Below are 24,858 nucleotides of genomic sequence, written 5' to 3'. Positions count from 1 at the left end.
TTTCCGGTCTGGCTATGTCGTGGCGCGCGGCCGGAAGGTTCACTTGATCTTGGTTGACGGCTTGTAGTTTATGATATCCTGGGCGCGAAGCCAGCGCGGCTCGCCGCGTTTCATCTGCTGCTGCGCCCGCATGGCGAAAATCTTCGCATCCTTGTAGTTGCCGGAATAGAAATGGCTTTCGGCGGTGGCAAGTTCGGCGCCCGGTATGTCACCCAACTCACCGTAGGCCTGTGCCAGATAGCGATACCCGGCTGAATTTTCCTTGTCGCGCCCGAGGCCGTTGTTGATCTGCACGACGGCTTTTTTCAGAGAGTCGGGCGTGCCGACGGCCATCAGCGCCTGGCCCATGGACACCGGCAGCAGACCGGACCGCGCCGAATCGAGGCTGACCGCCTTGGCGTAGGCGTCCGCGGCTTCCTTGGGTTTGTTTGCCTTCATCAGGATGTCGCCGCGCAGTTCCTGGAAGTAAGCGTTCTTGGGCTGCGCCTTGATCAGTGCATTGGTCTTGGCGAGCGCGGCGGCGATGTTGCCGAACAGGTAGGTCGACTGGGCGTCGCCATATAGCGCGGCGAGGGTCCCTTGCATCTTTCGCATCAGCCGCGACGCAGCCGCCTGGCCTTCCATGTAGACGGCGATCTTCACCCGCACCATGTCATGGCGCTGCTGCAGCGCGGGCGGGTCCGGCCTGTCGACATTGGGGCTCTGTTTCACCAGCACTTCGAGATTGGAGATACGATCCCGCGGCATCGGATGGCTGATCCGGTAGGGATCGACTTGCGCGCCCGAGAGCGACAGCGCAGTCTGGAAGCGGTGAAACGTCTTCAGCATGCCCATGCCGGACTGGCCGGTGGCGTTGAGATAGGTGATCGCCGAGCGGTCGGCCGTCATCTCCTCGGTGCGCTGGTAGGCGAGGATGCTGCGCTGTGCCATCTCGCCGCCGCCGGCGGCTACGCCCACGCCCGCACCGGCAAGGCCGCGGCTATTGGTTGTCGCGCCGGCGACCATGGCACCGGCACCCAGCAGCGTCGCGATGATGGCCATCGTCTTGGCGCGTTCAAGCTGGTCGCGGAGTTTCTGCTGGTGGCCGCCGGCGATATGACCGGCTTCGTGGGCGATGACGCCGATGATCTCGTTGGGCGTTTCAGCCGTCATCAGCGCGCCGGTGTTGATGAACAGCCGGCGCCCGGTGACGAAGGCGTTGAAACTCTGGTCATTGACCAGAACGATGTCGATGCCGTCATTCGCCAGGCCAGCCGCCCTGAAGATCGGCCGCGCGTAATCGCGAACCAGCGCCTCGATCTCGGCGTCGCGCACCACCGGCACGTTCTGGGCAAAGGCGCTGACCGAACTCGCCATTGCAACGGCAACGCCAAGCGAAAGCGTCGCGAAGACGCGCGCTGCCTGGGCAATCGTCGATCTGGGTCGGCTCAACATGATGGCTCCACTGGTAGACGAGCGGGCGAAAGATGAAAAGTCGGCGCCGGAAACTTCCTCAACTTGTGATCCTCACATCAATCGGGCATTTGTGCGGCACATGCGCCAGTGCCTGGCGCCGTCAGTCATCGGGAATACTGGTTTAATGGTCGTCTCGCTCTCACGTCGTGGCAATGTCGAGCCCTTCCATGCGATGGACATTCTGGCAGAGGCAAACCGGCTGAAGTCCCAGGGCGTGCCGGTTGTTTCGATGGCCGTCGGCCAGCCCTCCGATCCCGCACCGGTTCTGGTTCGCGCCGCAGCCGCCAAGGCGCTGCAGGATGGACGCATCGGCTACACCGACGCGCTGGGACTGGCAGGCTTTCGCAAGGCGATCGCCGGACACTACGCCGATCATTACGGGCTTGATATCGAGCCCGGCCGGATCGCGGTAACCACTGGATCGTCGGCCGCCTTCAACCTTGCCTTCCTGGCGATGTTCGACGGGGGTGACCGCGTCGCCATCGCGGCACCCGGCTATCCCGCCTATCGCAACATCATGGCCGCGCTCGGCATCGAGGTGGTCGAGATCGAGCTCGGCGACGCCGCCTACCTGCATGCCGGCCATCTCGAGACCGCGCATCGTGAAAAGCCGCTGAAAGGCGTTCTCTTCGCCAGTCCCGCCAATCCAACCGGCGCGGTCATACCGGCCGATGAACTGGCGGCCCTGGTGAGGACGGCACAAGACCTCGGCATCGCCGTCATCTCCGACGAAATCTATCACCGGCTCGCCTATGCCGCCCCCGACACCACGGCGCTTGCCTATGGAGGCGACGTGACCGTGATCAACTCCTTCTCCAAATATTACTGCATGACCGGCTGGCGCATCGGCTGGATGGTGCTGCCGCAAGAGCTGGTGCGGCCGGTCGAGCGCGTCGCCCAGAGCCTCTATATCTCGCCGCCGGAACTGTCGCAGATCGCGGCGATCGAAGCGTTCAGGGCGACCGAGGAGTTGGAGGCGGTCAAGGGTCGCTATGCCTGGAATCGCGAGCTTTTGATGAAACGCCTCCCGGAACTCGGCTTTCCGCTGGCGGCGCCCATGGACGGCGCCTTCTATGCCTTTTGTGACGTCACCAGGCATACCAATGACAGCATGGCCTTCGCGCGCAAGATGCTGGCCGAGGCGCATGTCGCGGCAACACCCGGCCAAGACTTCGACACTCAGGCCGGGCACCGCACGATGCGTTTCTCCTACGCCGGCAGCCACGACGACATGATCGAGGCGATGGCGCGCCTCGAACGCTGGTTGAGGTAGCGCCATGCCGGAACTCGAACAGGCCCTCAGACTTGATCAGGCCCACAAACTTGATCAGGCCTCCAAACTTGATCAGGCATTGGCCGAAGTCGCTGCCGAAATGGCCGATCGCACCGATCGCGGTGATGTCGCTTCTTACATTCCGCAGTTGGGTAAGGTCGATCCGAAGAAATTCGGCATCGCAGCGGTTACCAATGACGGGCGCGTGCTGACGGCGGGGGACGCCGACCAGGCCTTTTCCATCCAGAGCATCTCGAAAGTGTTCACCCTCACACTGGCGCTCGGCAATGTCGGCGACGCGCTGTGGCAGCGGGTCGGCCGCGAACCGTCAGGCAATCCATTCAACTCGATTGTGCAGCTCGAGCATGAGAACGGCATTCCGCGCAACCCGTTCATCAATGCCGGCGCCATCGTCATTTCCGACATCCTGCTTGCGGGCCACCAGCCGCGCGAGGCGATCGGCGAGATCCTGCGCTTCATCCAGTTCCTCGCCGACGACGAGACGATCATCATCGATCGCGAGGTGGCGGCGTCCGAGCGCGCCACCGGCTACCGCAACTTCGCGCTTGCCAATTATATGAAATCCTTTGGCAATCTCCACCATGCGCCGGAACTGGCGCTGGGCGTCTACTTCCACCACTGCGCCATCGCCATGAGTTGCCGGCAACTGGCGCTCGCCGGCCGCTTCCTCGCCAATGGCGGCAAGAACCCGGCGACCGGGCATTCCGTGGTGTCGGCCGAGCGGGCACGCCGCATCGGCGCCATGATGCTGACCTGCGGCCATTATGACGGCTCCGGCGATTTCGCCTTCCGCGTCGGCATCCCCGGCAAGAGCGGCGTCGGCGGCGGTATATTGGGCATCGTGCCGGGCGTGGCGTCGCTTGCCGTCTGGTCGCCGGGCCTCAATGCCAACGGCAACTCCAAGCTGGGGTCGATCGCGCTGGAAAAGCTGGCCAGGATGATGAACTGGTCGATCTTCGCGCCGTGATGCATGTCACCCAAAAGTGCGCAGCGGTTTTGGGACAACGACATGCTTGGAATCAAAGAAGCGTTTTAGCCTTTCGCGATCCAGCATAACGCCAGATAAGAAAATCCCGCGCCGTCTTCGAGACGGCGCGGGATTTTTTGTCAAAGAACTAGCTCATGCGATTGAAAGGCTTAGAAAAAGCCCTTCCGCTGCCACCAGCCGCCGCGCTTCGGCTTGTCCTCGGTCTTGTCCTCGGCCTTGGCCGCGGGCTCTTCCGCGACGATCGAAGACACGACCGGCTCGACCGGCGCATTCGCCGCCGCCGGCTTGCGCCGCGACGGGCGGGCCTTCGGTGCCTCCTCGACAGAAGCGATGGCTGCCTCGTCGGATGCGGTGACCGGCGTGTCGACCGGTGCTTCCACCTCCGCAGCCGGCTCATCGGCGACAATTTCGGCCGCGGCCTTCTTTGGCTTGGCCGCGCGACGTGGCTTCTTCGGCTTCTCCGTGGCCGGCGCGTCGTCATTTGCCGGGGCAAGCGCCACCGGCTCTTCGGCTGGTGCGGCAACGACCGGCTCGCTGGCGATCACCTCGGTTGCCCGGACTTCGCCTTCAGAAGCGTCTGCTGTTTCGCCAGCACTTGCCTCAGCCTCGCCTTCACCGTCTTCGCGACGGTTGCGCTTGCCGCCGCGCTTGCCGCGCCGGCGCTTTTTGCCCTGGCCTTCGTCCGAAGCTTCAGCTGTCTCAGACGTTTCAGCAACACCGACAGGGGCGTTGTCGTCCGCTTCCGTGTCGCCATCGCTGGCGGCCGAGTCCGGGTCCGAAAACTCACCGGCCGGAGCCGAGACGGAAGCACCGTCCGCAGGGGCGCCATGTTCGCGATCGCGATCCTTGCCGCCGCGCCGGCGCCGACGCTTGCGGCGCTTGCGGTCGCGGCCTTCGCCTTCTTCGCCACCGGCAGCGGGCCGGGGCTGTTGTTGCTGAGGCTGCTGGCGTGGCTGTTCGGCCTGCACCGGTGCTTCATCGTCTTCCTCGACGACGACAATCTCGTCCTCGGGCTCTTCCAACTCGACATAGGCCGGGAAGCTGCGCGCCTCGACGAAGCCTTCCGGCTTTTCAGCCAGCGCGCCACGGAAGATCGCATAGTGTTGCGAACCCACCGAATCGTCGGCCTCGACGGTGATCGTCAGCCCGAAGCGGCTTTCGAGTTCGACCAGCGTGCCGCGCTTGTGGTTGAGCACATAGAGTGCGGTCGCCGCCGGCGTCCGCACCGTGATGTGGCTGCGCGAATCCTTGAGCAGGAATTCCTCGATCGCCCGCACCACCATCAGCGCGACCGACGAATCGGAGCGTACATGGCCGGTGCCGCCGCAATGCGGGCAGGGCTTCATGGTCGATTCCAGCACGCTGGCGCGGATGCGCTGGCGGGACATCTCCATCAGGCCGAAATGCGAGATACGGCCGACCTGGATGCGCGCACGATCGTTCTTGAGGTGATCCTTCAACCGCTTCTCGACGGAGCGGTTGTTGCGGTTCTCCTCCATGTCGATGAAGTCGATGACGATCAGGCCGGCGAGATCGCGCAGCCTGAGCTGACGCGCGACTTCCTCGGCCGCTTCCAGATTGGTGTGGAGCGCGGTGTCCTCGATCGAGTGCTCCTTGGTGGAGCGGCCCGAATTCACATCGATGGCAACCAGCGCCTCGGTCTGGTTGATGATGATGTAGCCGCCGCTCTTCAGCGTCACCTGCGGCTGCAGCATGCGGTCAAGCTGTGCCTCGATGCCGTTGCGCACGAAGATCGGCGTCGTGTCGCGGAACGGCTGAACCACCTTGGCGTGGCTCGGCATCAGCATGCGCATGAAGTCCTTGGCCTCGCGATAGCCTTCCTCGCCGGAGACAAGAATCTCGTCGATATCCTTGTTGTAGAGGTCGCGCACCGAGCGCTTGATCAGGCTGCCTTCCTCGTAGACCAGGGCAGGGGCCGTGGACTGCAAGGTGAGATTGCGGACATTTTCCCAAAGCCGCATCAGATATTCGTAATCGCGCTTGATCTCGGCCTTGGTGCGGCTCTCGCCGGCGGTGCGCAGGATCACGCCCATGCCCTGCGGCACTTCGAGATCGGCAACGACCTCCTTCAGCCGCTTGCGGTCGACCGCGCTGGTGATCTTGCGCGAAATGCCGCCGCCACGCGCCGTGTTCGGCATCAGCACCGAATAGCGGCCGGCAAGCGACAGATAGGTGGTCAGTGCCGCACCCTTGTTGCCGCGCTCTTCCTTGACGACCTGCACCAAGAGGATCTGCCGGCGCTTGATCACTTCCTGGATCTTGTACTGGCGGCGCACCGGCTTGCGGCGGTTGCGCACTTCTTCCAGCGCGTCCTCGGCGCCGACTGATTCGACCTCGTGATCGTCCGGATGCGAGGACTGCACTTCTTCCAGCATGCCGCGATCATTGTCTCCGGAGGTCGCCTCGCTGCCTTGTTCGGCCTGCGGAACGGCTTCGGAAATCACATCGGCCTCGACCGAGGCGGCGATCGACGTCGGGCCGCCTTCGCGGGTTTCGCCTTCGTCCTGCTCGGCGGAATCCTCGCCATGTTCGGACGCATCGGCATGTTCGGACGCATCGGCCGCATGTTCGATGATCTCGGACGTGTGCGAGATCTCCTCGAAACCAGCGTCGGCGCCCTCTTCCGCCTCGTCGGCAGTGTCGCTTGCCTCGCTGGAATCGGCAGCATCACGCTTGTGCTCGCCCCGGTCGCGGGGCTTGCCGCCGCGCCTGCGGCCGCGCCGTCCGCGATCGCGGCTCTGGCGATCATCGCCGTCGCCGTCCTCGTTCTCTTCGTCCTCAGCCTCCTGCGCTTCCGCGCGCAGCAGTGCCTGACGATCGGCGACCGGAATCTGGTAATAGTCGGGGTGAATTTCACTGAAGGCGAGAAAACCGTGACGGTTGCCGCCATATTCGACAAAGGCTGCCTGAAGGGAGGGCTCTACGCGCGTTACGCGGGCTAGGTAGATGTTTCCTTTGAGCTGCTTCTTGTCCTGGGATTCAAAGTCGAATTCTTCAATACGGTTACCGCGTATGACGACAACGCGTGTTTCCTCCGGGTGGGAGGCGTCTATCAGCATTTTGTTGGGCATTATTTCGTTTCCCCCCGGCAGCCGTCAGCCGCAGCTTGCGAGGCAAAGCCTGCTGCTGCGTGTCTGGAGTGTGGGTGCCGGATATTTGAACGTCCGTCAGCCGCCGCTTGAGCGCCATGGCGGTGCCGCCCGCAGCCATAATGGCGCGGTTTGATGCGGACCTTTCCATGATTGCGCTTGAAGCCATCGTCACCAACAGAACCTTTTGAACCAAAGCCCGGATGAACCGGACCAGCTTGTTTGCTCCTACAGAGCCGGCACGGGAACAAACCCGGCCGTTTTCCTCACGCAGGCGATTCCCCCGCCACGGGAGCACGCCTGCGAAATTCGTCGCGATCACCTGAACCCTTTTCGCCTGAAGCGAAAGGAGCCGCCTTTACGTCTGACCCTGTAGCAAGAAGCTGCGGAGGAGGGCGGTTCCAGGATTGCAGTGATCCACCATCGCTTTTATGATTTGGCGGGGTGGAAGGCAACCCCGATTTCCGATGCCGGCAAAAAGCCGTTCCGTAGCGTAAGCCAGCTTGCCGCCCTTGCATGAAAAGGCTTGGTTAACCTTCTCTGGATACCAATCGTTAATCGAGTTCGCGGCCTAACCGGCATTTCGACGAAACGACCGGCGCCGGGCGCCAAACCGGGAGCGACTGGAAGAGAGATGGGATTGGCGGACTTCACAGACAAGGGATGTCGTGTCTGCGGCCGGATCCTGGCCGCTTTCTGCCTCTTGCTGCTGCTGGCGGTCTCATCTGCCTTGTCCTCAAAAGCCAATGCCGCCGACGCTCCGCTCGTGGCAAAAGGTTACAAGATGGCCGGCGATGCCACCAAGATGCGCATCGTCATGGACTTCGATCGCGAACCCGATATCAAATGGTTCCTGCTGCGCGGTCCCAACCGTCTTGTCATCGATCTCGCGAATACGAGATTCGCCGTTGATGCCAAGGATTTGAAGGCGCGGGGCCTGGTCAAGGGCGTGCGTCTGGGCGCGCTTAGCGAGGGCGTTTCGCGGCTGATCCTCACCGGCAAGGGTCCCTTTGCCGTCGACAAGCTCGACGTGCTCAAGAACGAGGACGGAACCGGCTACCGCATTGCCATCGACATGTCGGCGGCATCCGAGCGCGAGTTCGATGTGGCGCTGGCCAATCAGGCGCTGACCACCGGATCGACCGTTTCGACCGACAAGGGAGGGCGGGTCGGCACCGGACCGGTTTCCAATCCGGGTCATCGGTTCACCGTCGTCATCGATCCCGGCCATGGCGGCATCGACGGCGGTGCCGAGGGCCTGAACGGCACCATCGAGAAGAATGTCACGCTGGCCTTCGCCACGGAGCTGCGCGACAAACTCGCAGCCGTTGGCAATTATGATGTGTTCATGACGCGCGACACAGACGAATTCCTGCGTCTTGATGACCGCGTGCGCATCGCCCGTCAGCATGAGGCCGACCTGCTTATTTCGATCCATGCCGACACGATCAGCGTCAAGGGCATTCGCGGCGCCACCGTCTACACCGTCTCCGACAAGGCTTCGGACCCCGAGGCGCAGGCGCTTGCCGACCGAGAAAACCTCTCCGATCAGTTCGCCGGCATGGAAATCAAGAACGACAACAAGGAAGTCACCGACATCCTGATCGACCTGATCCGCCGCGAAACGCACAATTTCTCGATGAGTTTCGCCCACACGCTGGTTGGCCAGTTGTCGACCAGCGTCGGCCTCATCAACAATCCGCAGCGTTCGGCGGGCTTCAAGGTGCTCAAGGCACCCGACGTGCCGTCGGTGCTGGTCGAACTCGGTTATCTCTCGAACGCCAAGGACGAGGCGCAGTTGCTCAACGCCGACTGGCGCGGCAAGGCGGCCCAGAGTATAACCAACGCCGTCGCGCTGTTCGCGTCGGCCAAGGCCGGACCGGGAACCGGAGGTTGACATGACCGGCGGCGCCTGCAACCAGAGGCGGCGTTGCGCGACGACAACACCCAATGCTTTTTATTTCCTGCTCGCGACCGCGAAATCAGGCATTGCCGTATTTTGTCCACATGGCGGCGACAAGGGTTTTCGATTACGGATTGGGACCGGCTCGAAAGCTTGCGCGAAAGGCGGCTTCGTTTAGGAAATTCCCGAACCAAGGACTGGAGCGGGTATGATTCGTCTCATTGGCTATTTTTTCGGCATCGGCACGACGCTGGCCCTTTTGGTCGCGGCGGGCGTTGCGATCTACATCGGCCATTTGTCGAAAGATCTGCCCGACTACGAGGTGCTGGCCAAATACGAGCCGCCGGTGACCACCCGCATCCATGCGTCGGACGGCGCGCTGATGGCCGAATACGCGCGCGAACGGCGCCTGTATTTGCCGATCCAGGCCATACCGGACCGCGTCAAGGCGGCCTTCCTGTCGGCCGAAGACAAGAATTTCTACAATCACCCAGGCATCGATGTGACCGGCCTCGGCCGCGCCATCATCGTCAACCTGCAGAATCTCGGCTCGGGCCGGCGTCAGGTCGGCGCCTCGACGATCACCCAGCAGGTGGCGAAGAACTTCCTGTTGTCCTCGGACCAGACCTACGAGCGCAAGATCAAGGAGATGATCCTCGCCTTCCGCATCGAGCAGGCCTATCCCAAGGATCGCATTCTCGAGCTCTACCTCAACGAAATCTTCTTCGGCTTCGGCGCCTATGGCGTCGCCGGTGCGGCGCTGACCTATTTCGACAAGTCGGTCAACGAACTGTCCGTGGCAGAGGCCGCCTACCTGGCTTCCCTGCCCAAGGGGCCGAACAACTACCACCCTTTCAAGCATGCCGATCGCGCGATCGAGCGTCGCAACTGGGTCATCGACCAGATGGTCGAGAACGGCTACGTCACGCGTGAGGAAGGCAACAAGGCCAAGGCCGAGCCGCTGGGCGTGACGCCGCGCCGCAGCGGCACCTATCTGTTCGCCGGCGAGTACTTTACCGAAGAGGTGCGCCGCCAGATCATCGCCCGCTACGGCGAGAACGCGCTTTACGAAGGCGGCCTCTCCGTCCGCACCACGCTCGATCCGAAGATACAGCTCATTGCCCGCAAATCGATGCAGAACGGGTTGATGAAATACGACACGCTGCGCGGTTATCGCGGGCCGGTAACATCGATCGACGTGTCGGGCGACTGGGGCGTGCCGCTTGGCGCCGTCAAGGGGCTGGAGGATGTTCCCGAATGGTCGCTCGCCGTCGTGCTCGACAGTTCGGCGACCGGGCTGTCGATCGGCCTGCAGCCCGCACGGCAGGCGTCGGGCGAGATCGTCAAGGAGCGCGTCGAAGGCACCGTCAGCAAGGAGGACATGGGTTTTGCCATGCGCCATGTGGTTGCCGGCAAGACCGTCAAGGCCAAGTCGCCGGCGGAGGTGCTGAAGCCGGGCGACGTCATCTTCGTGCAGAAAAACGATGGTGCCGATGGCGCCTACAGCCTGCGCCAGGTGCCCGAAGTGGAAGGCGGCCTGATCGCCATGGACCCGCACACCGGCCGCGTGCTGGCCATGGTCGGCGGCTTCTCCTATGCGCAGTCCGAATTCAACCGCGCCACGCAAGCCATGCGCCAGCCGGGCTCCTCGTTCAAGCCGATCGTCTATTCGGCCGCACTCGACAATGGCTATACGCCGGCCTCGGTGATCATGGACGGGCCGATCACGATCCAGAGCGGCAACACGAGCTGGACGCCGAAGAATTACGACGGCACCGTTGCCGGTCCGGCGACCCTGCGCTCCGGCATCGAGAAGTCGCGCAACCTGATGACGGTGCGGCTTGCCAATGACATGGGGATGAAGCTGGTCGTCGAATATGCCGAGCGCTTCGGTGTCTACGACCATCTGGCACCCTATCTACCGATGGCGCTGGGTTCCGGCGAAACCACCGTGATGCGCATGGTGTCGGCCTATTCGATCATGGCCAATGGCGGCAAGTCGATCAAACCGTCGCTCATCGACCGCATCCAGGACCGCTACGGCAAGACGGTGTTCAAGCAGGACGAACGTGGCTGCCAGGGCTGCAATGCGCCCGAATGGCAGAACCAGCCGGAGCCGGAACTCGTCGACAATTCCGAGCAGGTGCTCGATCCGATGACGGCCTACCAGATCACCTCGATGATGGAAGGTGTCGTGCAACGCGGCACCGGCGCCACCATCAGTGAACTCGGCCGTCACATCGCTGGCAAGACTGGAACGACCAACGACGAAAAGGACGCCTGGTTCATCGGTTACACGCCCAACCTCGTCGTCGGCCTCTACATGGGCTACGACACGCCGCGCGGCCTTGGCCATGGCGCCACCGGTGGCGGCCTCGCAGCCCCGATCTTCAAGGACTTCATGCGGGTGGCGCTGGACGGCACGCCCAATGTCGATTTCAAGGTGCCCGAAGGCATGAACCTGGTCGCCATCAACCGCAAGACCGGCATGCGTGCCGCATCGGGCGATCCGGGCACCATCATCGAAGCCTTCAAGCCGGGTACCGGTCCCGCCGACAGCTATTGGGTCATCGGCATGGGCGCCGACGGCTCCAATGCCACCGGTGGCGCGTTGTCACCGCAGGCCAACCAGGCCATCCAGTCCGGCGGCGGCGGCCTCTACTGACGATTTTCATGAGCGGATGGGCTGGCCTTGGCGCCAGCCCATTTTGCTTTACAGCCGGCGGCGGCCTGCCTATGTATCGCGCCGACCGACTTCAGCAAACAGGACAGAACAGCCAGCCATGCGCGCGGAAACGCAGAATATTGTCGACGAGATCAGGCAGGCGATAACCCTGCTGAGGAGGCATCTTTGACTGGGATCAGGCCATAAAGCGGCTTGAATACCTTAATGTGCGCGCCGAGGACGCCAGCCTCTGGAACGAGCCGCTGGAAGCGCAGAAGCTGATGCGCGAGCGCCAGGGCCTGGAAGAGGGCATCGCCTCGGTGAAAGGTCTGACGCAGGCGCTGGAAGACAATATCGGCCTGATCGAGCTCGGCGAGGAAGAGCGCGACGAGGGGGTCATTGCCGAGGCCGAAGCCGCGATCCGCTCGATGCAAGGCGAAGCGAAGGCCCGCCAGGTCGAGACGTTGCTGTCGGGTGAAGCAGATTCCAACGACACCTATCTCGAAATCCATGCCGGTGCCGGCGGCACCGAAAGCCAGGACTGGGCCTCGATGCTGCTGCGCATGTACACGCGCTGGGCCGAGCGTCGTCGCTTCAAGGTCGAAGTGCTGGAAATGCATGACGGCGAAGAGGCCGGCATCAAGTCGGCCACGTTGATGATCAAAGGCCACAATGCCTATGGCTGGATGAAGACGGAATCGGGCGTTCATCGCCTGGTGCGTATTTCGCCCTATGACAGCAATGCGCGCCGGCATACGTCCTTCGCCAGCGTCTGGGTCTATCCGGTCATCGACGACACGATCGAGATCGACGTCTCGGAATCGGATGTCCGCATCGATACTTATCGCTCGTCCGGCTCGGGCGGCCAGCACGTCAACACCACCGATTCGGCGGTGCGCATCACGCATCTGGCCACCGGCATTGCGGTCGCCTGCCAAGCCGAACGTTCGCAGCACAAGAACAAGGCCAAGGCCTGGGAGATGCTGCGCTCGCGCCTTTACGAGGAAGAGCTGAAGAAGCGCGAGGCAGTTGCAAACGCCACCGAAGCGTCGAAGAGTGATATAGGCTGGGGTCACCAGATACGCTCCTATGTGCTGCAGCCCTACCAGCTGGTGAAGGATCTCCGCACCGGCGTCGAGAGCACCAGCCCGTCGAGCGTGCTCGATGGCGACCTCGACGATTTCATGGAAGCCTCGTTGTCGCAGCGCATCGAAGGCGGTGCGGGCGAAGCCGTAGCAGACCTGGATTAGGATATGTCCATGTTCAGGTGAGGCTAGCCTGACCTCAATCTGAACATACCCCTGCGCACCACAGCGACGGAGGAGTGGGTTGCCGAGCAAGCTCACCGGAAAGTGCTTCTGCGGCGCGGTTCACTACGAGGTCGCCGACGAATTCCTCTATGCCGCGAATTGCCATTGTTCGAACTGCCGGCGCACCACCGGTTCGGCCTTCAAGCCTTTCGCCGGTATCGAGCGTGAAAAGCTTGTCCTCACCGAAGGCGGGGACAAGCTCCTGATCTTTGGCGACGAAAGCGGCCATAACGCGCATTGCGGCCGGTGCGGCTCCTTGCTTTATTCGCTGGTGCGCGACGGCGCCTACGTCCATGTCGCCATGGGAACGCTCGTCAACGACCCGTCCATCCGCCCGACCGAGCACATCTTCGTCGGTTCGAAGGCGGGCTGGTTCACCATCACCGATGACCTGCCGCAGCATCAAGAGCACGTGATTGCCGGCTCTGACCAGCAATAGGCTGGAACCACAGCGGGCCAATTCCGTTTATTCGACGCCCGTTTGCCGGGAATTGACCTTGGCCTCATCTCGTCGGCGGTAGCGGATACCTGACGTCTATAGAACGATGTCGGGAATGCATCTTCTTGCGCCGACCAAGGAATCAGCCCAGCATCCAAACGCTGGGAGAGAAAAAGCATTTATGGCCGGACGCGGCATATCTGCGACCCGACGATCCGGCCACTGGGAAGATACGTTCCGGGAACGGGCAAGCGAAACGCTTGAGCTCGTTTGAAAGGAACGCGTCATGTCTGCTGCCACACTCAGATCGGCCAATGCCGTTCAACCGGCTGGCCGACTTTTGTTTTCCCTGTTCGCGATCGGCGCGATGGCAATGCTGACGGCACCCGCCTTCGCGCATGACGCCACACCCACGGCGGCAAAGCCACAGGGCTGGAGTTATCCGTTCGCATGCTGCGCCAACTATGATTGTCGCACGACCCATACAGGCGAAGTGCTGGAGAAACCCGAGGGCTATGTCATCGCCGGAACGGGTGAGATCGTTCCAATGACCGACAAGCGTGTCAAGGACAGCCCGGACGGCGAGTTCCATTGGTGTGCGCACCAGGCGGGCCTCGACGCCGGCAAGACAATCTGCCTGTTCGTGCCGCCGCGCTCCTATTGACGACAGGACGGCGGTCGGACGTCCGCGGTCGCGTGTGACCGGGACCGCAGGCCGGGTTTGCGCAGTTCGGGTGATGCCTGCTGACAGACAGTTGTCAGGAGCACCTCTTTATGCTGCCTTTGCCGCACGGGGTGGCGGGCGACAGGAGGAGTTCGTTGATGACCATCAAGGCAAGCTGTCATTGCAAGGCGACGACATTCGAGGTTTCGCAGGCACCGCAGACGGTGACGCAATGCACCTGTTCTTTCTGCTCGAAGCGCGGCTCGCTCTGGGCCTACTACGTGCCTTCGCAATTCAAGCTCACCAGCCCGATGGAGAACGTCTCTTTCTACCGCTGGGGATCGAAAACCGTAAAGCACGGTTTTTGCGCCACCTGCGGCTGCGGCACCTTTACCGAAACGCCGGACTGGTCGACCGGCGAGCCGGATTTCGACAATCCCAAGATCAGCGTCAACTCGCGACTGTTCGACGATTTCGATCTCGACAAGGTCGAAGTGGTGGTCATAGACGGCAAGAACCTCTGGTAGCCTGATCCGAACGATTGCGGCCCGGCGATGCGGCGCTATCACTGTGTATCGGTCCCTCGGGAAAAGCCGTGAGCGGCGCTTTTGCCGTTCCGCTTTTCGCCGCAATTCGTGGTACAAGTCGCGGGAAGGGCTGATTTGGCGCCACCGCAAGGCGTGACTTGGAGAGGGACCATCCTATGAAAAAGACTGTGCTCGTCGTCGTGGCGACGGCTGTGCTCGTGAGCGCCTGCACCACCACCGATCCGTATACGGGCGACCAGAAGATTTCCAACACGGCGGCCGGCGCCGGCCTTGGTGCCCTGGCGGGTGCAAGCCTTGGCCTGCTTGCCGGCGGCAACGACCGCCGCAACGCACTGATCGGCGCCGGCATCGGCGCGCTGGCCGGCGGCGCCATCGGCGCCACCATGGACCAGAACGAGGCCGAACTGCGCCGGCAGCTCGAGGGCACCGGTGTCAGCGTCACCCGCAGCGGCGACCAGATCATCCTCAATATGCCGTCCGACATCACCTTCAACTCGGACCAGGATGCGGTGAAGCCCGGCTTCTACCAAGTCCTGAACTCTGTCGCGCTGGTGCTGAAGAAGTTCAAGCAGACCACGGTCGACGTGTTCGGCCACACCGATTCGACCGGTGGCGACCAGCACAATTTCGATCTGTCGCAGCGTCGTGCTTTGGCGGTGGCGAACTATCTGTCCGGTCAGGGCGTGGATCAGCGACGCTTCGCAGTCACAGGCTTCGGCAAGACGCGCCCCGTCGCATCCAATGCCACGGCCGAAGGTCGCGCCCAGAACCGCCGCGTCGAGATCCAGCTTTCGCCGCTCACCTGATTTGTACGGCAAACCAATGCGAAACGGCTCCCATGGGGGGCCGTTTTTGTTTGAGCGGATATTGGTGTTATTCAATTAGTTATTCCTAAAATACATCTTTCCCGCAGCTATGGAAAGGAATAGCATCATCGCTGTTCCTGAGGGGATGAGGCGGTGTCACTGGCCGCGCAATCAGCATTTTTCCGCCTCGGTCTTGCACGGCCAGATCAGAAATCTGGGAGGAATGCATGACAAGAACAGCCAGCCTTGGGCGCTGCGGCGTCCTCGTTTTGACAGGTTTGGTAGGCGCGTGGCTGAACGTTGCTTCGGCTCGCGCCGAGGACGCCAACAAGGCCGACATCGAAGCCTTGAAGAAGTCGCTCGCCAAATATGAGGATTACACCGCTGCCGTCCGCGACCTCTATCTGTCGACCGTCGGCTGCGTCCACTACAGCGGAGAAAAGATACCGGGCGCGATGGACTACCCGAAGGGCGCCATGGGCATCCACTTCGTCAATGTCCCGAGTGTCGGCCAGAAGCTTGATCCGATGAGGCCGAACGTGCTGATCTACGAGCCGACCAAGGAAGGCCTGAAGTTGGTCGGAGTGGAATGGCTGGTGCCGCTGACGCCGGACACCAAGGAGCCGCCCAAGCTGTTTGGCCAAACCTTCATGGGACCTATGGAGGGGCACTACCCTCTCATCCCGAAGGAGTTCGTCCATTACGACCTTCATGCCTGGCTCGGGGACAACCCGAACGGCATGTTCAGTCCGACGAACCCGAACGTGAAATGCAACAAGGCCGAGTTTCCGATGCTGGAAAAACCGACCAAGATGATGCCTGGGCCGATGTAACGGGCGAGCCAGGCTGAAAGAGCTTTGCCGAGAAGGCAGCCGAGTGGCCGGCTCGCCTTCGAAGCGGTCGGGATCAGACCTTGGCGACGATCCGCATGAAGGCCGGCATGTCGTCGCCGAAGCCAACGGTGGAATCATTGTCTTCCTGGTGGCGTTGGCGGGCAGGGCGGCTGTTGTCACGCTGTGGCCGGGTGTCGCCGCGTTCGGGTGCGCGCTGTTCATTGCGATCGGATGATTTGCGCTCGGTGTTTTCCGAACGGATCGCTTCCTTGCGCGAACGCCGTTCGCCGATGTCGGCGGCTGCGGCCTCGGCCACCGGCTGATCCTCGCGGACTGTTTCCGGTGCGGCATCTTCGCTGCGCTTGGCGTGGCGTTCGCGCGGTTTGCGCTCGCCGCTCTTTTCCCTGCCGCGGTCGTCGTCCTTGCGGCCGGCACGGCGCGGCGCGCCCTTGCCACGGCGCGGAGCATCGTCCTCGCCTTCGCTGGCAACCACCGTCGACAAGTCGCCGTCATGCCACTCGATCTTGTTGCCGATCAGACGTTCGATGGCATCGATGTATTTGGTGTCAGATTTGGTCGCGATGGTGAAGGATTTTCCGGAGCGTCCGGCGCGCCCGGTGCGGCCGATACGGTGGACATAGTCCTCGGCGTGGATCGGCACGTCATAGTTGAAGACATGGCTGACATCGGGAATGTCGAGGCCGCGCGCGGCAACGTCGGAAGCGACGAGGTAGCGCAGCTTGCCGTCGCGGAAATTGGCCAGCATCTGCATGCGCGCGCGCTGGTCCATGTCGCCATGCAGCGCACCGGCGTCGAAATCATGCTTCAGCAGCGAGCGGAACAGCTCCGACACTTCGACCTTGCGGTTGCAGAAGATGATGGCGTTCTTCAGTTCTGCGTCTTCGGCCTTGATCAAATTGCGCAGCGTCTCGCGCTTGTCCCATGGCTTGGAGCCTGATTTGACCAGCCGCTGGATGATGTTGGTGGCGGCGGATGCTGCCTTCGAAACCTCGACGCGGACCGGCGCGTGCAGGAACTTTTCGGTGAGCTTGGTGATTTCGGGCGGCATCGTCGCCGAAAAGAACAGCGTCTGCCTGGTGAACGGGATCATTTCGCAGATGCGCTCGATGTCGGGAATGAAGCCCATGTCGAGCATGCGGTCCGCTTCATCGATGACGAGGATCTCGACGCCGTTGAGCAACAGCTTGCCGCGCTCGCGGTGATCGAGCAGACGGCCGGGCGTCGCGATCAGCACGTCGGCGCCACGCTCCAGCTTCTTGTCCTGTTCGTCGAACGACACGCCGCCGATCAGAAGCGCGATGTTGAGCTTGTGGTTCTTGCCGTATTTGACGAAGTTTTCCTCGACCTGAGCGGCGAGCTCGCGCGTCGGCTCCAGAATGAGCGTGCGCGGCATGCGAGCGCGGGCGCGGCCCTTTTCCAGCCTTGTGAGCATCGGCAACACGAAGGAGGCCGTCTTGCCGGTGCCGGTCTGGGCAATGCCCAGCACGTCCTTGCCCAGCAGGGCATGCGGAATGGCGCCCGCCTGGATCGGCGTCGGCTCGGTGTAGCCGGCGTCGGTGACTGCGGAAAGGACCTTCGGCGACAGGCCGAGGTCTGAAAAGGTCAACGCTTCTGGAGCGGTCGTGGTGTCTGAGGACAAGTGTTGTTGTCTTTGGCTGGTTCGGGGAAGCGCAACGGCGTCTAATGGCGTCTGTCGCGGCAAGCGCCACGCGCCTGCAAGATTGGTATTGCAATTAGGAGCAAGCCCTCGATTTGTCAACAGAAACGGGCAGCAATGGCACGATTGTGAAGTTGTAACCTTAATCGGGATGCTTAATCGACCTGTCGGTCGCAGCGCCGGCTCAATAGCGGAACTGTTCGGCGAGAATACGCTCGTTCCAGGAATGATTGGGATCGAACAGCAACGTTGCTGTCGCCGTTGGTGATTCTCGCACCGTCACCGAGGTCACGGCCTTGACCTCGGTATGGTCGGCGGCGGCGTTTACCGGCCGCTTTTCCGGCTCGCGGATGTCGAAGCGCACGGTCGCCTTGTTGGAGAGCAGCGCGCCGCGCCAGCGGCGCGGGCGAAACGGGCTGACCGGGGTCAGCGCCAGCAGCGGCGCGTCGAGCGGCAGGATCGGTCCATGCGCCGAAAGATTGTAGGCGGTGGACCCGGCCGGGGTTGCGATCATGACGCCGTCGCAGTTCAGTTCCTCAAGCCGGACCTGTTCGTCGACGGTGATGCGGATCTTGGCCGTCTGGTACGACTGGCGCCACAGCGCCACCTCGTTGATCGCCAGTGCTGAAATCGTTTCGCCTTCCGAGGTCACGGCCAGCATCTCCAGCGGGCGGATCGTTTCGGCGACGGCGGCCTCGAGACGCTCGGTGAGGCCACCGGAACGATACTCGTTCATCAGGAAGCCGATGGTGCCACGGTTCATGCCGTAGACCTTCTTGCCGGTCCCCATCGTGTCGCGCAGGGTCTGCAGCAGGAACCCGTCACCCCCAAGCGCAACGACGATCCCGGCCTCCTCGACGGAAGACTGGCCATAGCGCACCGACAGGCTTTCCAGCGCCGTCTTGGCGTCAGCGGTGTCGGACGAGACGAAGGCGATGCGGCTGGCGGCTTTGCTCATGGCTCCCCGATGACGACCGATTGGCAGCGGCCGGTTGCTGGGCCGCGCCAGCGCCGGGGTAGCATGGGCGGGGTACGTCTGCAAAGGGAGGTACCATCCCGGATGGCAACGCCATCCCGGATGATACGGCCATGCCGGTCGGCGGATGCGGGCATGCCGTTCGCGTATCATGTCAAAGGCTACGCGAATGTGATGGTTAAGACGGGCCTTAAAGTCTCGTAAAGCCGGATCGGTCATGTTAGCCGGCAGTGGATGGGTGGCGTGGGGGCTAGCCAGTCGAGGCCGACATATTGCCGGTAACACGCCTGATCATCGTCTTCCTGATGCTGGGAAGCTTCGCGCTGCTCTTTGCCGAACTGGTGCGCCAGTCCGAAGAGACGAGCTTCCGGCCGCAGCCCACGGCGTCGCGCTGTGGTGATGCAGCCGGGGCGCCATGCCCGCAAAGGGCGCTGTAGGCCTGAAATGTCCTGATCATCCTCGCGATGACGGGCAGCATCGGCGGTCGCTTCGATGCGCGACATCGCGCGGCAGTTTCTCTCCTTAAAAGCAGAGGCCGGTCGGCCGCCGCACGTTCCACTCGTGAAGGCTTGCTGTTTGCACTCGCGGCGCTTGGCGGTGTAGATGGGTGCATCGATTGGCGGAAAGGCTTTTGGGTAGCTCGCATCCGCTGTTGTTGGGAAACAAGCCCTGGGCTCGTTGACTGGCCGGTGTCTGGAGCGGGGGTTTTCCATGTCACGCAGCGTGTTGATCTCTGGCGGCTGCGGTTTCCTGGGCTCGCATCTGGTCGACCGTCTGTTGCGGCGAAGCGATCTGGAAAAGCTGGTCGTCGTCGACAATCTTTGGACCGGGACGCGAGACAACATCGCGCATGTCGCCGATCCGCGTTTCGATCTGCAGATTGCCGACGCCGAAAGCTTTTCATCCCTTCAGGGCTTCGATGAGATCATCCATCTCGCGTCGCCGGCGTCGCCGCTTTGGTACATGCGCGAGCCGGTACGCACGATCAAGGCCAATATCGGCGGCGCGCTCAATCTCCTGACGCTGCTCAAGCCCGGCGGTCGCTTCTGCTTCGCCTCGACCTCGGAAGTCTACGGCGACCCCCTGGTTTCACCGCAACCCGAGAGTTACAGGGGATCGGTGGACTGCACCGGTCCCAGGGCTTCCTATGATGAAAGCAAGCGCTGCACAGAGGCATTGCTGTTCGAGCAGCAGCGGGTCGGCGGGCTCGACATTCGCGTCGTCAGGATATTCAACACATATGGGCCACGAACCCGCATCGACGACGGACGCGCCGTCTCGAATTTTGCCATCCAGGCACTGACAACCGGGGTTCTGACGGTTTATGGCGACGGCTCCCAATCGCGCAGTTGGGGTTATGTCGACGATATCGTCGAGGGGCTGGAACGTTACTTCTGGCGCGACGGCATCTCGCATCGCGGTCCTCTGAACATTGGCAACGACCACGAGGTTTCGGTCCTGCGCATCGCGGAATTCGTAAGATCGCTTGTCCCCGGCAGCCGCATCGAGCACCACCCTCCAGCTCCCCAGGATCCGACAAATCGGTGTCCGGACCTGACTTTGGCGAGGCATGTCCTTCCTGGCTGGGAAGCGAGGACGAGCTATCAGGAAGGCATCGGGCGCACCTTCGATTGGTTCCGCCAGCGAATTGCGGCCGCGAGCATTTCGGCCTCCACGGCCTGACGCGTCCGGTATCGCGGCTAAACCTCTTTCTGCCTGCTCACTCAGTCACCATCTCATCGGGCGCATCGTCAATCGCCGAGCAATGGCCGTACCCGCGGAAAGATATTGACTGTATGTTTAGTCATAGTTACTCCTGAGGTCGCGAATTGAGTTGGACAGCCGGCGCCAGCCGGTGAATGGCCACAATGAAGAGGGGAATATCTCGACCGCGATGCGGCTTGCCGTTGCCGGTGCGCCGCATGCCGCGAGTGCGATGTCGACGGCCGCTCTCGTGCCGTCGATCGGCATTGTCGCGGTCATCTTTTCGTCAGCAGGAAACGGACCTGAGGCCGTAACGCCGCCGGTCCAACAATGGGAGCATGCAGCATGAACTTGAAACTGACCGTGACGGCCATCGGCCTGTCGCTGCTGACTGTCACGGGCGTGGCCCGTGCCGACGGCGAGCTCAACATCTACAATTGGGGCAATTACACCAGCCCCGACCTGATCAAGAAGTTCGAGGAGACTTACAAGGTCAAGGTCACCGTCACCGACTATGATTCCAACGATACTGCCTTGGCCAAGGTCCGGCAGGGCGCCTCCGGCTATGACATCGTCGTGCCTTCGGCGAGCGTCGTGCCGGTCTGGATCAGCGAAGGTCTGCTCTTGGAGACCGATCCCAACAAGATGGAAAACTTCAAGAACGTCGATCCGAGGTGGGTCGATGTTCCATTCGATCCAGGCCGTAAATACACCGTTCCATGGCAGTGGGGCACGACCGGCATTTCGGTGAACAAGTCGGTCTATGCCGGCGATCCGAACACATCGGCGATCTTCCTCGACCCACCTCCCGAACTCGTCGGCAAGATCAATGTCGTACCCGAAATGGGTGACATCATGTTCCTCGCCATCGCTTACGAGGGTGGCAAATATTGCAGCAGCGACATGCAGATGCTGAAGAAGGTGCATGACAAGCTGGTGGAGGCGAAGGCGAGATGGCTTTCGCTCGACTATGCGGCCGTCGATGGCCTGGGCAGGGGCGACATCGCCGCGGGCGTCAACTGGAACGGCATATCGCTGCGCGAGCGGCTTGAGAACGACAAGATCGTCTATGGCTATCCCAAGGAAGGCTATCCGATCTGGATGGACAATGTCGCTGTCCTCAAGGACGCCAAGAATGTCGACAACGCCAAGCTGTTCCAGAACTTCATCATGGATCCGCAGAATGCGGCGCTGATCTCAGCCTTTGCGCGTTATTCGAACGGCATCAAGGGCTCGGAAGCCTTCATGCCCGACGACATGAAGACCGCGCCGGAAGTCAACATTCCCGCCGAGTTCGCCGCCAAGGGCCAATTCATGCTGGCCTGCCCGCCCGATGTGCAGGCGCTCTACACGAAGATCTGGACCGACCTGCAGAAATGACCTGACCAGGCTTTCCCGCGCCGCCGCACGCGGCGCGGTCATCTTCCGTCCATGCCAAACGCGATGCGCAGATCGCAGGAGACTTCCCATGACCGATCTCGACCTTTGCTACATGCCGGCCAGCGAGGCGCTGCGGCTGTTCAAGGCAAAGAAGCTTTCGCCCGTCGAACTGATGCAGGCCACCATCCGCCGCGCCGAAGCCACCAAAGCGACGATCAACTGCCTCACCTTCACGCATTTCGACGAGGCGATAGACCTGGCCAGGAAAGCCGAGGCAAAATACGCCAGGGGCGCCCGGACCGGGGCGCTCGAGGGCCTGCCGATCGGCATAAAGGACGAGAGCTACATCAAGGGCAAGCGGACCTCGCACGGCTCGCTGCTGTCCGGGGATGCTATCGGTGGCCATACCTCGACGATGAACGAGCGCATCATCAAGGCCGGAGGCATTGTCCATGCCCGCACGGCGACGCCTGAATTCAGCTGCGCCGGCTACACCTGGTCGAAACGCTGGGGCGTGACGCGCAATCCGTGGAACCCGGATTTCACGCCCGGTGGTTCGTCGGGAGGCTCCGCGGCGACGCTGGCATCCGGCACGTCGTCGATCGCCACCGGTTCGGACATTGCGGGATCGATCCGGATTCCCGCGTCGGCCTGCGGTCTTGTCGGCTTCAAGCCGCCTTACGGGCGCAATCCGGACGAGCCGCCATTCAACCTCGACTTCTACTGCCACACCGGACCGCTGGCGCGAAACGTCGGGGATGCGATCCTGCTGCAGAATGTGATGGCCGGACCAAGCCCGCTCGACATCGCCACGCTGCGCCCGAAACTGCGCCTGCCGCTCGAGTACAAGCCGATCAAGGGCTGGAAGATTGCTTTCTCGATGGACCTTGGTTCTTTCGAAGTCGACCCGGACGTGCGCAAGAACACGCTTGCCGCCTGCGATGTGTTCCGTTCGCTCGGCGCCACGGTCGAGGAAGTCGATCTGGGCTGGGGCGACGAAGTGCTCAGGGCGGGCATGGCCTATCTCGAGCATCTGTTCGGCGCATCGCTGTCGCAGCTGCTCAAGAAGCACGGCAAGGACATGACGAGCTATGCCAGGCAGTTCGCCGAGGACGGGCAAAAGTCGAAGGCGACGGACTTTGTCGGAACACTCGACGTGGCGGCCAGGATGTACCAGACGCTGGGGCCGCTGCTGGAGACCTACGATGTGCTGATCTGCCCGACCAACGCGCTTCCCTCCGTGCCGGCGGAGTTCGATCAGACCACGGGTACGGTCGAGATCAACGGTAAGCAGGTGAACCCGTCGTTGGGATGGGTGATGACGACGCCGTTCAACATGATGAGCCGTTGTCCGGTTCTGTCCATCCCTTCGGGTCGGGCGGCAAGCGGCGTGCCGACAGGCATCCAGATCGTCGGCCGCACCTATTGCGATGCCGATGTTTTCCGAGCGGCCATGGCCTATGAGACGGCCAACGGGCAGTGGTACACAAACGCCGAAACGCGTCCGTCGCTATAACAGGGCGATGCGGCTCTTGCCGCGGTTGGAGAGCCGACGCCGGACACCTCGAATAGACGAATCTGTGGTGGCGCCGGTGATCGCGCCAGAAGGTCCGAAAGGAGCTGGACGAAGATGGCGCAACAAAAGGCTGCGGCGGCAAAACGCAAAGGCGCTACGGCGAAGAATGGGCGTGCGGCAAACGATGCCGCGCCGCCCAAGGACCGTCGGCGCGAGCGCGGCGAAGCCAGCGTGCAGCGGATCATCGACGCCACCATCGAACTCATCGCGGAGGAGGGGCTGGCAAGCGTCACCATGCAGCGCATCGCCGAACATGTCGGCTCGTCCAATGCCCTGGTCGTCTTCCATTTCCGCAGCAAGGAGAACCTGTTTCGCGCCGTCCTGCAGTATCTCAGCGATCGATATGATGAGCTGTGGGTGACGTTGGTGCGGGCGCCCGGCCTGTCGCCGGTTGAGCGGGCTCTGGGCGCGGTCGATTGCGCGCAACGTTTCGCCCGCCAGCATCCGAAATGGGTTTCAGTTTTTGTCGTGTTTTCCAGCGACCGCAAGAGCATGCAGATCTACAACGAAATCGGCCTGCCGAGCGACCTTGCCTACACCGCCGAGGCGCGCGAGCTGCTGATCGAGATTTCGCGCAGTGGCGGTTATACCGGCGTCGACATCGATACGCTGTCGGAGAGCCTGAATTATCTGGTTCATGGCGCCTGGTATTGGGATCATCTCAATCCGTCCAGCCGTGACACCAACGTGCTGCGCAAGACCATGCTGCTCCTGCTGCATCAGGCGTTCCCCCGGCATTTCGAACTGATGCGCTAACTGCTTCAGGGCTGCCGCAGATGGCAGCCGGCCTGCCGCTTTTGCGCCAGATACTCGTCGACAAGCTGGCGGTAGCGTACCTTGCCGAAGCTTGGGAAATGCCCGCCATGCACGACTGAGACATGGAGGTCGCGCAGGCGCATCAGCGTCGCCATGTAGTCGGGAATGTCTGAGTGGTAGACGTCGTCGATCAGCGGGCCGTCATATATGATGTCGCCGGATAACAGGATGCCCGTCCTGTTTTCGTAGAGTGCGATGCCGCCGGGCGAATGGCCGGGCGTGTGGATCACCTCGAAGGCACGGTCGCCGAGATCGACGACATCGCCCTGGCCGAGCAAACGGCCGGCGGGCGCAGGCAGAATGCCGTAGCGCGCCGTGTCCCAGCCTTGCGGCATGCGATCGAACATCTCGTCGGTCGCATAGGTGCCGGCTGCCGTCCATTCATTGCGCGGATCGGCGAGGATGCCGGCCTCGGCGGCGTGCACGCAACGCTCGGGAAATTCGTGGTGGCAACCGATATGGTCGAAATGCGTGTGGCTGGCGACGCAAATCAGCTTGCGCTCGCTCACCAGCGGTACATGGCGCCGGAGGCTGAAATGGCCGAGGCCGGTGTCGAAGAGGAGATCGCGATCGCGACCGCGCACATGCCACATATTGCAGCGGAAGAACGGCTTTATCCACGGCTCGTGGATCAAGGTCACGCCATCGCTCATGCGGATGGTTTCGTACCAGTCGGGTGCCTCAATGAGCGGAAGTGTTGCCATGTTCAATCC

22 protein-coding genes are annotated in these 24,858 nt (G+C 62.3%); 16 read left to right on the top strand and 6 right to left on the bottom strand.

Annotation, left to right across the window (positions count from 1 at the left end):
• Nucleotides 1-39: 39 nt before the first annotated feature.
• Nucleotides 40-1,434 carry a M48 family metalloprotease gene (locus NP503_RS27415; protein ID WP_127271627.1) on the bottom strand — a complete coding sequence of 465 codons (1,395 nt, stop codon included), beginning with the start codon at nucleotides 1,432-1,434 and terminating at the stop codon, nucleotides 40-42.
• Nucleotides 1,435-1,579: 145 nt separating this feature from the next.
• Between NP503_RS27415 and NP503_RS27410 the strand changes: the two genes are divergently transcribed.
• Both NP503_RS27410 and NP503_RS27405 read left to right on the top strand, forming a co-directional pair.
• Nucleotides 1,580-2,728: a pyridoxal phosphate-dependent aminotransferase gene (locus NP503_RS27410; RefSeq protein WP_127272409.1), complete on the top strand. Its 1,149-nt coding sequence runs from the start codon at nucleotides 1,580-1,582 to the stop codon at nucleotides 2,726-2,728.
• Nucleotides 2,729-2,732: 4 nt separating this feature from the next.
• A complete protein-coding gene (locus NP503_RS27405) occupies nucleotides 2,733-3,716 on the top strand; it encodes a glutaminase (protein WP_127272410.1) in 984 nt (327 codons plus the stop codon).
• A gap of 170 nt (nucleotides 3,717-3,886) precedes the next feature.
• On the opposite strand, the gene NP503_RS27400 is transcribed toward NP503_RS27405, so the two are convergent.
• The gene (locus NP503_RS27400; RefSeq protein ID WP_127374614.1) at nucleotides 3,887-6,829 is read right to left on the bottom strand and encodes a ribonuclease E/G; all 2,943 of its coding nucleotides are present in this window, start codon (nucleotides 6,827-6,829) and stop codon (nucleotides 3,887-3,889) included.
• Nucleotides 6,830-7,481: 652 nt separating this feature from the next.
• Here NP503_RS27400 and NP503_RS27395 point away from each other — a divergent pair.
• The 9 genes from NP503_RS27395 (at nucleotide 7,482) to NP503_RS27355 (ending at nucleotide 16,015) form a co-directional block, all read left to right on the top strand.
• Nucleotides 7,482-8,744 carry an N-acetylmuramoyl-L-alanine amidase gene (locus NP503_RS27395; protein WP_127269499.1) on the top strand — a complete coding sequence of 421 codons (1,263 nt, stop codon included), beginning with the start codon at nucleotides 7,482-7,484 and terminating at the stop codon, nucleotides 8,742-8,744.
• A 1-nt stretch (nucleotide 8,745) separates the two neighbouring features.
• Entirely contained in the window at nucleotides 8,746-8,928 is a 183-nt protein-coding gene (locus NP503_RS27390) for a hypothetical protein (RefSeq protein WP_127272598.1), read from the top strand.
• Nucleotides 8,929-8,958: 30 nt separating this feature from the next.
• Nucleotides 8,959-11,415 (top strand): penicillin-binding protein 1A, encoded by a 2,457-nt coding sequence (locus NP503_RS27385; protein ID WP_027039214.1) that lies wholly within the window; start codon nucleotides 8,959-8,961, stop codon nucleotides 11,413-11,415.
• Nucleotides 11,416-11,533: 118 nt separating this feature from the next.
• Nucleotides 11,534-12,665, top strand: a protein-coding gene (gene prfB, locus NP503_RS27380) for a peptide chain release factor 2 (protein ID WP_127272597.1) whose coding sequence is annotated in 2 segments (ribosomal slippage) — nucleotides 11,534-11,599 and nucleotides 11,601-12,665 — 1,131 coding nt in all. Because the reading frame shifts where the segments join, the coding sequence is not laid out codon by codon here.
• Between the two features lie 79 nt (nucleotides 12,666-12,744).
• On the top strand, nucleotides 12,745-13,164 hold the full coding sequence (locus NP503_RS27375) for a GFA family protein (protein ID WP_127270927.1): 420 nt from the start codon (nucleotides 12,745-12,747) through the stop codon (nucleotides 13,162-13,164).
• Nucleotides 13,165-13,450: 286 nt separating this feature from the next.
• Nucleotides 13,451-13,828 (top strand): hypothetical protein, encoded by a 378-nt coding sequence (locus tag NP503_RS27370; RefSeq protein ID WP_023812122.1) that lies wholly within the window; start codon nucleotides 13,451-13,453, stop codon nucleotides 13,826-13,828.
• A 158-nt stretch (nucleotides 13,829-13,986) separates the two neighbouring features.
• Nucleotides 13,987-14,355, top strand: a complete 369-nt coding sequence (locus tag NP503_RS27365; RefSeq protein WP_024503891.1) for a GFA family protein — start codon at nucleotides 13,987-13,989, stop codon at nucleotides 14,353-14,355.
• Between the two features lie 176 nt (nucleotides 14,356-14,531).
• A complete protein-coding gene (locus NP503_RS27360; protein ID WP_013531371.1) occupies nucleotides 14,532-15,182 on the top strand; it encodes an OmpA family protein in 651 nt (216 codons plus the stop codon).
• A gap of 227 nt (nucleotides 15,183-15,409) precedes the next feature.
• Nucleotides 15,410-16,015: a hypothetical protein gene (locus NP503_RS27355; protein WP_127272004.1), complete on the top strand. Its 606-nt coding sequence runs from the start codon at nucleotides 15,410-15,412 to the stop codon at nucleotides 16,013-16,015.
• 73 nt (nucleotides 16,016-16,088) lie between these two features.
• Here the strand turns inward: NP503_RS27355 and NP503_RS27350 are convergent, their stop codons facing one another.
• Complete coding sequence (locus tag NP503_RS27350) at nucleotides 16,089-17,675, bottom strand: DEAD/DEAH box helicase (RefSeq protein WP_164748844.1); 1,587 nt, start codon at nucleotides 17,673-17,675, stop codon at nucleotides 16,089-16,091.
• Nucleotides 17,676-17,877: 202 nt separating this feature from the next.
• A complete protein-coding gene (locus NP503_RS27345; RefSeq protein WP_127270270.1) occupies nucleotides 17,878-18,651 on the bottom strand; it encodes an NAD kinase in 774 nt (257 codons plus the stop codon).
• A gap of 290 nt (nucleotides 18,652-18,941) precedes the next feature.
• Between NP503_RS27345 and NP503_RS27340 the strand changes: the two genes are divergently transcribed.
• Complete coding sequence (locus NP503_RS27340) at nucleotides 18,942-19,106, top strand: hypothetical protein (protein WP_164748845.1); 165 nt, start codon at nucleotides 18,942-18,944, stop codon at nucleotides 19,104-19,106.
• Nucleotides 19,107-19,380: 274 nt separating this feature from the next.
• On the top strand, nucleotides 19,381-20,352 hold the full coding sequence (locus tag NP503_RS27335) for an NAD-dependent epimerase/dehydratase family protein (protein WP_127272607.1): 972 nt from the start codon (nucleotides 19,381-19,383) through the stop codon (nucleotides 20,350-20,352).
• Nucleotides 20,353-20,469: 117 nt separating this feature from the next.
• Here NP503_RS27335 and NP503_RS27330 read toward each other — a convergent pair whose 3' ends face one another.
• Nucleotides 20,470-20,652 (bottom strand): hypothetical protein, encoded by a 183-nt coding sequence (locus NP503_RS27330; RefSeq protein WP_127269125.1) that lies wholly within the window; start codon nucleotides 20,650-20,652, stop codon nucleotides 20,470-20,472.
• A gap of 66 nt (nucleotides 20,653-20,718) precedes the next feature.
• Between NP503_RS27330 and NP503_RS27325 the strand changes: the two genes are divergently transcribed.
• From NP503_RS27325 to NP503_RS27315, 3 genes are all read left to right on the top strand, one after another.
• Nucleotides 20,719-21,753 carry an extracellular solute-binding protein gene (locus NP503_RS27325; RefSeq protein ID WP_127269126.1) on the top strand — a complete coding sequence of 345 codons (1,035 nt, stop codon included), beginning with the start codon at nucleotides 20,719-20,721 and terminating at the stop codon, nucleotides 21,751-21,753.
• Nucleotides 21,754-21,841: 88 nt separating this feature from the next.
• On the top strand, nucleotides 21,842-23,269 hold the full coding sequence (locus tag NP503_RS27320; protein WP_127269127.1) for an amidase: 1,428 nt from the start codon (nucleotides 21,842-21,844) through the stop codon (nucleotides 23,267-23,269).
• Between the two features lie 114 nt (nucleotides 23,270-23,383).
• Nucleotides 23,384-24,085 (top strand): TetR/AcrR family transcriptional regulator, encoded by a 702-nt coding sequence (locus NP503_RS27315; RefSeq protein ID WP_013531378.1) that lies wholly within the window; start codon nucleotides 23,384-23,386, stop codon nucleotides 24,083-24,085.
• A 5-nt stretch (nucleotides 24,086-24,090) separates the two neighbouring features.
• On the opposite strand, the gene NP503_RS27310 is transcribed toward NP503_RS27315, so the two are convergent.
• Entirely contained in the window at nucleotides 24,091-24,849 is a 759-nt protein-coding gene (locus tag NP503_RS27310) for an MBL fold metallo-hydrolase (RefSeq protein WP_127269128.1), read from the bottom strand.
• Nucleotides 24,850-24,858 lie beyond the last annotated feature (9 nt).

It is taken from the genome of Mesorhizobium sp. SEMIA396, assembly GCF_024518615.1.
GTDB lineage: Bacteria > Pseudomonadota > Alphaproteobacteria > Rhizobiales > Rhizobiaceae > Mesorhizobium.
The sequence above is the reverse complement of the archived record's forward strand: the minus strand, read 5'-3'. Positions and strand labels throughout refer to the sequence as shown.

Excerpts from the sequence above, each read along its gene's own strand:
- NP503_RS27415 (WP_127271627.1), bottom strand. The coding sequence starts at position 1,434 with ATGTTGAGCCGACCCAGATCGACGATTGCCCAGGCAGCGCGCGTCTTC.
- NP503_RS27410 (WP_127272409.1), top strand. The coding sequence starts at position 1,580 with ATGGTCGTCTCGCTCTCACGTCGTGGCAATGTCGAGCCCTTCCATGCG.
- NP503_RS27405 (WP_127272410.1), top strand. The coding sequence starts at position 2,733 with ATGCCGGAACTCGAACAGGCCCTCAGACTTGATCAGGCCCACAAACTT.
- NP503_RS27400 (WP_127374614.1), bottom strand. The coding sequence starts at position 6,829 with ATGCCCAACAAAATGCTGATAGACGCCTCCCACCCGGAGGAAACACGC.
- NP503_RS27395 (WP_127269499.1), top strand. The coding sequence starts at position 7,482 with ATGGGATTGGCGGACTTCACAGACAAGGGATGTCGTGTCTGCGGCCGG.
- NP503_RS27390 (WP_127272598.1), top strand. The coding sequence starts at position 8,746 with ATGACCGGCGGCGCCTGCAACCAGAGGCGGCGTTGCGCGACGACAACA.
- NP503_RS27385 (WP_027039214.1), top strand. The coding sequence starts at position 8,959 with ATGATTCGTCTCATTGGCTATTTTTTCGGCATCGGCACGACGCTGGCC.
- NP503_RS27370 (WP_023812122.1), top strand. The coding sequence starts at position 13,451 with ATGTCTGCTGCCACACTCAGATCGGCCAATGCCGTTCAACCGGCTGGC.
- NP503_RS27365 (WP_024503891.1), top strand. The coding sequence starts at position 13,987 with ATGACCATCAAGGCAAGCTGTCATTGCAAGGCGACGACATTCGAGGTT.
- NP503_RS27360 (WP_013531371.1), top strand. The coding sequence starts at position 14,532 with ATGAAAAAGACTGTGCTCGTCGTCGTGGCGACGGCTGTGCTCGTGAGC.
- NP503_RS27355 (WP_127272004.1), top strand. The coding sequence starts at position 15,410 with ATGACAAGAACAGCCAGCCTTGGGCGCTGCGGCGTCCTCGTTTTGACA.
- NP503_RS27345 (WP_127270270.1), bottom strand. The coding sequence starts at position 18,651 with ATGAGCAAAGCCGCCAGCCGCATCGCCTTCGTCTCGTCCGACACCGCT.
- NP503_RS27335 (WP_127272607.1), top strand. The coding sequence starts at position 19,381 with ATGTCACGCAGCGTGTTGATCTCTGGCGGCTGCGGTTTCCTGGGCTCG.
- NP503_RS27330 (WP_127269125.1), bottom strand. The coding sequence starts at position 20,652 with ATGACCGCGACAATGCCGATCGACGGCACGAGAGCGGCCGTCGACATC.
- NP503_RS27325 (WP_127269126.1), top strand. The coding sequence starts at position 20,719 with ATGAACTTGAAACTGACCGTGACGGCCATCGGCCTGTCGCTGCTGACT.
- NP503_RS27320 (WP_127269127.1), top strand. The coding sequence starts at position 21,842 with ATGACCGATCTCGACCTTTGCTACATGCCGGCCAGCGAGGCGCTGCGG.
- NP503_RS27315 (WP_013531378.1), top strand. The coding sequence starts at position 23,384 with ATGGCGCAACAAAAGGCTGCGGCGGCAAAACGCAAAGGCGCTACGGCG.
- NP503_RS27310 (WP_127269128.1), bottom strand. The coding sequence starts at position 24,849 with ATGGCAACACTTCCGCTCATTGAGGCACCCGACTGGTACGAAACCATC.